The sequence below is a fragment of the Streptomyces sp. NRRL S-31 genome, from assembly GCF_000718775.1.
GTDB lineage: Bacteria > Actinomycetota > Actinomycetes > Streptomycetales > Streptomycetaceae > Streptomyces.
The window spans coordinates 21024-27023 of sequence record NZ_JOCB01000110.1 but is presented as its reverse complement, the minus strand read 5'-3'; the positions used below and the strand labels follow the sequence as shown (position 1 = coordinate 27023).

At 74.9% G+C, this 6000-nt stretch carries 5 protein-coding genes and 1 tRNA gene; 5 read left to right on the top strand and 1 reads right to left on the bottom strand.

What is annotated here, in order from left to right:
- The first annotated feature begins 118 nt into the window (after nt 1-118).
- From IF37_RS0132765 to IF37_RS0132745, 5 genes are all read left to right on the top strand, one after another.
- The gene (locus IF37_RS0132765) at nt 119-1711 is read left to right on the top strand and encodes a hypothetical protein (RefSeq protein ID WP_030751039.1); all 1593 of its coding nucleotides are present in this window, start codon (nt 119-121) and stop codon (nt 1709-1711) included.
- Nucleotides 1708-3045 (top strand): AAA domain-containing protein, encoded by a 1338-nt coding sequence (locus IF37_RS0132760; RefSeq protein WP_030751037.1) that lies wholly within the window; start codon nt 1708-1710, stop codon nt 3043-3045. The genes IF37_RS0132765 and IF37_RS0132760 overlap by 4 nt, the downstream gene beginning before the upstream one ends.
- A 313-nt stretch (nt 3046-3358) precedes the next feature.
- Nucleotides 3359-3727: a hypothetical protein gene (locus IF37_RS0132755; RefSeq protein ID WP_030751034.1), complete on the top strand. Its 369-nt coding sequence runs from the start codon at nt 3359-3361 to the stop codon at nt 3725-3727.
- Nucleotides 3728-3848: 121 nt separating this feature from the next.
- Nucleotides 3849-4418 (top strand): bifunctional DNA primase/polymerase, encoded by a 570-nt coding sequence (locus IF37_RS41280; protein WP_030751031.1) that lies wholly within the window; start codon nt 3849-3851, stop codon nt 4416-4418.
- Nucleotides 4409-4482: transfer RNA gene (locus IF37_RS0132745), tRNA-Lys, on the top strand. The genes IF37_RS41280 and IF37_RS0132745 overlap by 10 nt, the downstream gene beginning before the upstream one ends.
- A 93-nt stretch (nt 4483-4575) precedes the next feature.
- Here IF37_RS0132745 and IF37_RS0132740 read toward each other — a convergent pair.
- A complete protein-coding gene (locus IF37_RS0132740) occupies nt 4576-5832 on the bottom strand; it encodes a M6 family metalloprotease domain-containing protein (RefSeq protein ID WP_030751029.1) in 1257 nt (418 codons plus the stop codon).
- Between the last annotated feature and the right edge of the window lie 168 nt (nt 5833-6000).

Sequence of the window (6000 nt, the reverse complement as noted above, 5' to 3'; positions counted from 1 at the left end):
ACCCGGCGGTGGCCGCGCTGCGCCGGGCGGCGGCCCTGCGCGCGGAGGCCCTGCGGGCGGCCGGGGAGACGGCGGCCCCGCACGCGCGGGTCGTGCCGCAGGCCGGGGAGGCGGTCCCGTGTCGCTGATCACCGCCCTCGCCCGGCTGGAGGCCGTCGACAGCGGCCGGGCCCAGCCGACCGCGACCGTCCGGCACCGGCACCTGTCCGACCGGCCGCTGGTGTTCGTGCCGCTGACCACCGCCGGTGAGACCGGCGCCCCGCTCGGCGCGCTGGTCGGCACCGACCGGGACGCGCCCCGGCTGCTGGCCGTACCGCAGCCCCGGGACCGTGACCTGCGCTTCACGTTCCTCGCCGACCTGGCCGACATCGTCCTGCCGCACATCGACGCGTACGCGGACGCCGTGGAGGCGGCCGAGCGCACGGAGACCGACCCGGAGACCGGCAAGCGGGTCAAGGTGGCGGCCGAGCTGTGCGCGGACGCGCCCCAGCTGATCGTGCCGAGCCGCACCGGCCTGGACTTCGTCCGGCTGCTGGGCCGTTCGATGCGGTTCCGGCGCACCGCCGAGCAGGACCCGGACGCGCCCTACCCGGCGCCGCCCCGGGTGCCGCTGCTCGGCCGCTGGCTGACCCACTACGGCGAGCGGGCCCGGGTCCCCGGCTCCTCGCTGCTGCTGTCCCTGACCGACCTGCTGTCCCGGCACTGGGCGACCGGCCAGTCCGGCCTGGAGGACGAGCACCTGGGAGCGCTGCTCGCCTGGATCGCCCCTCCCCCGCCGGGCCTGACGGGTGCCGAGGCCGCGCGCCGGGCGGAACTCGCCAGGGACGCCGACGGCCAGCTCCTGTGCCCGCCGGCCGGCCCCGCCACCGACCCGGCGTTCGACAACCGGCTGCTGGCCCCGGCGATCGAGCGCTACGACCGCGCGCGTACGGCGCTGGCCGCCGCCGAGGACCCGCTGGAGGCGGACACCCGGCTGGCCGCGCTCACCGCCGCCGAGCGGCACGTCCGCGACCTCGTCGAGAGCCGCACCCGGCCCACCTGGGACGCGGTGTGGTGGGGCCTGGACCTGCTGCGGGCGCTGCCCGCGGGCGCGCACGTGGAGGAGCGCTGGACCCGGGACCGCTGGTCGTTCACCGCGCACCGGGACCGGGTGCGGGCCGGCGAGCCCCCGCAGCCGCGCCGGGACGACGCGGTGACGGCGGCGAACAAGCTGGCCACGCGCGAGCGTGAGCAGGCCCGGCTGGACGCGCAGGAGGCGCTGGACGATCCACTGGTGATGGCCGGACGGCGGCTGGCCGGGGAGGCGTTCGCGGGCGAGGTGACCGACGTCGTGATGGCGTACAGCGACGGCAGACGGCCGAGCCCGCGCCCGCTGGTGACGGTCCGCACGGAGGACCGGCCGCATCTGGCGGAGCGCGCGAAGGTGTACCGCTCGCTGGGCGGCAAGCCGCAGTCGGCGGAGTTCGTCGGGTACGACGGCGACGGCGCGCTGGTGCTGCGGGTGCTGGACAGGATGGGCCGCGGCAAGGAGCCCGAGCCGGGTTCGGTGCCGGAGAAGGGCGACCGGATCTGCTGCACGCTCTTCGAGCACGAGCAGCGCGGCGGCGCGAAGCTGCCCGACCCGGAGGAGACCCCGTGGACGCACGGCGGCCCGCCGGGCGAGCCCGCGCCGGAGGCACCCGACGCCGTGACCGAGGAGGACCTGCTGTGACGACCGTCGGTTTCGACCCCGCGGCGGCGGCCGCCCGCGCCACCGACGCGATCCTCCGGGACACGCTGCACGGCACCGCGCGGGGCGTGGTGGTCGACTCCCCGCCGGGCGCCGGCAAGTCGACCCTGGTGGTCCGCGCGGCCCTGGAACTCGCCGGGGCCGGTCGCCCGCTGATGGTGGTGGCGCAGACGAACGCCCAGGTCGACGATCTGGTCCTGCGCCTCGCCGAGAAGGACCCGGAGCTGCCCGTCGGCCGTCTGCACAGCAGCGACGCCGACGCGTACGACAAGGCGCTGGACGAGCTGCCGCAGGTCCGCACGTCGGCGAAGGCGGCCGAGCTGAAGGGGCTGCCGGTCGTCCTGTCCACCGCCGCGAAGTGGGCGCACGTCACGGTCGACGAGCCGTGGCCGCACGCGATCGTGGACGAGGCCTACCAGATGCGCTCGGACGCGCTGCTCGCCGTGGCGGGCCTGTTCGAGCGGGCGCTGTTCGTGGGCGACCCGGGCCAGCTGGACCCGTTCGCCATCGTCGGCAGCGAGCAGTGGGCGGGGCTGTCGTACGACCCCTCGGCGTCGGCCGTGACCACGCTCCTGGCCCACAACCCGGACCTGCCGCAGCACCGCCTGCCGGTGTCCTGGCGGCTGCCGGCCTCCGCGGCCCCGCTGGTCTCGGACGCCTTCTACCCGTACACGCCGTTCCGCAGCGGCACCGCGCACGGCGACCGCCGCCTGGCCTTCGCGGTCCCCTCCGACGGCTCCGGCCCGGACCGGGTGATCGACGAGGCGGCGGAGACCGGCTGGGGGCTGCTGGAGCTGCCCGCCCGGCACACCCCGCGCACCGATCCGGAGGCGGTCCGGGCGGTGGCCCTGGTGGTCCGCCGCCTGCTGGACCGGGGCGGCGCGGCGACCTCGGAACGCTCCCCCGAGCCGGCCCCGCTCACCGCCGACCGCGTCGCCGTGGGCACGGCCCACCGCGACCAGGCGGCGGCGGTCCGCGCGGCCCTGGCCGAGCTGGGCGTCACGGACGTCACGGTCGACACCGCCAACCGTCTCCAGGGCCGTGAGTACGACGTCACGGTCGTCCTGCACCCGCTCTCCGGCCGTCCCGACGCGACCGCCTTCCACCTGGAGACCGGCCGGCTGTGCGTCCTGGCCTCCCGCCACCGCCATGCCTGCATCGTGGTCTGCCGCGCCGGGGTGCCGGCCCTGCTGGACGACTACCCCGCCACGGAACCGGTCCAGCTGGGCACCCTGGTGAAGTTCCCGGACGGCTGGGAGGCGAACCACGCGGTCCTCGCCCACCTCACCGAACACAAGGTCCACTGGCGCCCCTGACAACACCCGGCCACCCCACCCGCCGGACGGAGTCCGGCACGCCGCCGGAGGCGGCCGACGAGCACAGTCCGGACGGCTGGGAGGCGAACCACGCGGTCCTCGCCCACCTCACCGAACACAAGGTCCACTGGCGCCCCTGACCCGTAGCCCCCGGGCGGAACACAAAGCCGTCCCGCGGGCTTGAAGGGGTGGGCTCCCGGGCGGACGCCGGGTGAGCCCGTGGCCGTGGGGGCCCCTTGCGCGGGCGCGGGACAATGGACGGTGGCCCACCCCATGGCGGTGCCCGTGAAACCGTACGAGGAGGAGAGAAGACATGGCGGAGCCCACGCCGCGTCGTAACGAACCGCGGCTACGCCCCGCGCCCCTGCTCTTCGAGCCCGCGGAGGCGGCCGCCGATCCCGAGCACTTCTTCGACCTGGAGTCGATCGAGGATCCGCGGGAGCTGCTGGCACGGGCGACGGAGCTGACCCAGGCGTTCCGCGCGGCGGCCGACCGGGCCGTGGAGTTCCAGGCCGTCGCGGCGGCCCAGCTCGCCGACCCGCGCCGGTTCGACCGGCTGACCGCAGCGGACATCGCCGAGCGGGCGGAGTGGACCGAGGACTACGCCAAGAAGATGGTGGAGTTCGGGCGGGACCTGATGCGCGGCGAGGGCGACGGGCGGACGCCGGCCGATCCGCTGTAGCCCGGTGTAGCACTCCGGGGGCATATGCCAGGCGGGCAAGATACTCCTCCGCTTCCACCGCCGTCCCGATTTTCGGCAACTCAGGAGAACGACCCGCTCACCCGCTGTACATGTGGATGTCATGACCAGCGCCCCCCACGTCACCCGTGTCAGCCCCGACGGCATCACCTGGCTCGCCTCGGCGGGAACCTACCCCCGGAGCACCCTCGCCCTGTGGCGGGAGCGCCCGGACGCCCCGCTGGTCCTGCCCTGCGGCACCGTGTTCGACGTGGTCAGCGCCCCGGCGGTGTTCGGGCGCCGCATGCTGGACGGACTGTGGGCCGAGGGGGCGGGATCGGGCCCGGTCGCGGTGTTCCGGGGCCGGACGCTGCTCTTCGCCGCCCCGGGCACGGCCCAGCGGCTGCCCTCGCTGCTGGCCTGGGAGGAGTGGGGTTCCCAGCGGGCGCGGGCGGTGCCGCCGCTGCTCTGTCACGGCCCGGGCGACGCGGTGACCGTCCCGCCGCTGACCGGCGACGACGCCCCCGGCGGAGCCCGCTGGCTGGTCGCCCCGGACACCCGGCACCCCTGGCTGCCCGGGCCCGAGGTGCTGCTCTGGGCGGCGGTGCGCGCCGCCCGGGACGCCGTGCGGATATCGATTTTTCCTCCCGCCGACCAGGATGCTAAGGTCTACGACGTCAGCAGGCGCCGCTAGCTCAGTTGGTTAGAGCAGCTGACTCTTAATCAGCGGGTCCGGGGTTCGAGTCCCTGGCGGCGCACGCGAAGTGAACGGTGGGCCGGATTCGAAAGAATCCGGCCCACCGTTTTCGTTCCCCGGGCGGCACCGCCGGTCGCGCCGTCCTCCCCCGGGGTCACTTCACCGCAGGCGTGATCTTCACCGTCCAGGCGCCCGACGCCGTCACCCCCTCCGCCTCCACCTTCACGCCGTCCTCCGGCACGGTGAAGCTCTCCCCGAGGAAGACGGGGGCGTCGGCGAGGGGCGGGTAGACCGAGCTCTCCCAGCAGGCCTCGGTACGCGGGTGGGCGTCCACCACCTGGACCGGGCCGTCCCCGGACGCGATGTCGCCGCGGACCCGGTAGACCAGGATTCCCTGCCGGCAGGACGTACGGTCGTCGCCGCCCCTGCCGCGCGCCTCGAAGGCGAGGGCGCTCTCCGGGCCCGTGCGCACCACGGCCAGCTTGACGCCATGGCCGAGGCCGAAGGCGGGCGCGCCGCCCCCGTCCCGCGCCCAGCCGCCCGGCCCGGCCTCCAGCGGCTCCAGGGTCAGCCGGGCCGGCGTGGTGCCGCGCACGCACACCACCTGGCGCGGATCCAGCCAGCCGGCCTTCCACTTGTGCCAGGCGAACAGGTCGGGTGCGAGCCCGAACTGGCTGCCCATCAAATCCCAGTCACCCACATAGGTGTCCCAGTCGCCCTTGCCGTCACCCGGCCGGTGGTAGAGGTCCGGCAGGTCGAAGAGGTGCCCGGTCTCATGGGCGAGAACCAGCCGGTCCGGCGGATGGTGTTCGAACACGGTGACCACCCGGCGGATGTCGGTGCCGTCCACCCGCAGGGGCGTCTGGAGGTTCACCACCTTCGTGGCGTCCGAGTCGACACCGGGTGCGTCCGGGTCGGCGACGAAGTAGACGATCCGGTAGCGCGAGAAGTCCACCGCCCGGTCGGCCACGGCGAACGCGTCGCGCAGGTAGGCGGCCCGGTCCTCGGCGTTCCAGTCCCGCCTTATGGCGTACGCCGTGGACGGGCGCGGCATGCGCAGCCAGCGGTCCAGCGGGTGCGGGCGCAGCGTGAACCGGCCGTAGGAGGACCGCTCGTAGAAGCGGCTGGTCTCCGGGAAGTGGTCGGCCGTCAGCGCGGCCGGGGTGGTGCGCGGGGTGGCGTCCGGGAAGGACAGGAAGACCAGCACGGCGTCGAGCGTGCCGGTCGGGCGGGTGTAGGCGGGGTTCCAGGTGTCCACGCCCTCCGAGTGGTGGACCTCGGTGCGGTGCAGGGCGCAGGGCTCCGTGGAGAACGGCTCGGCGGCCGACGGGCCGCCGAGGATCGAGGTCGCGGCGAGCGCCGACATCGTGGTCAACACGGCGGCGGTGCTGCGCAGCTTGGGCACGGACATGACCTCCGGATGCGGTTCGCGGGACCCGCACCCAGATTGCTGGTATTCGTTACGTTATGCCTTGTTTGCCTGCACCAGAAGGGTGAATGCGCCCCCGTTGCGCGCCGGTGCACACCGGCGCTCGACCTTCCGGAACATTCACGGAACGTCACAACTGATCGTCGGCCT

What these genes read in the sequence shown, in the direction of transcription:
- IF37_RS0132755 (WP_030751034.1), top strand. Translation starts at nt 3,359, where the DNA reads ATGGCGGAGCCCACGCCGCGTCGTAACGAACCGCGGCTACGCCCCGCG.
- IF37_RS41280 (WP_030751031.1), top strand. Translation starts at nt 3,849, where the DNA reads ATGACCAGCGCCCCCCACGTCACCCGTGTCAGCCCCGACGGCATCACC.
- IF37_RS0132740 (WP_030751029.1), bottom strand. Translation starts at nt 5,832, where the DNA reads ATGTCCGTGCCCAAGCTGCGCAGCACCGCCGCCGTGTTGACCACGATG.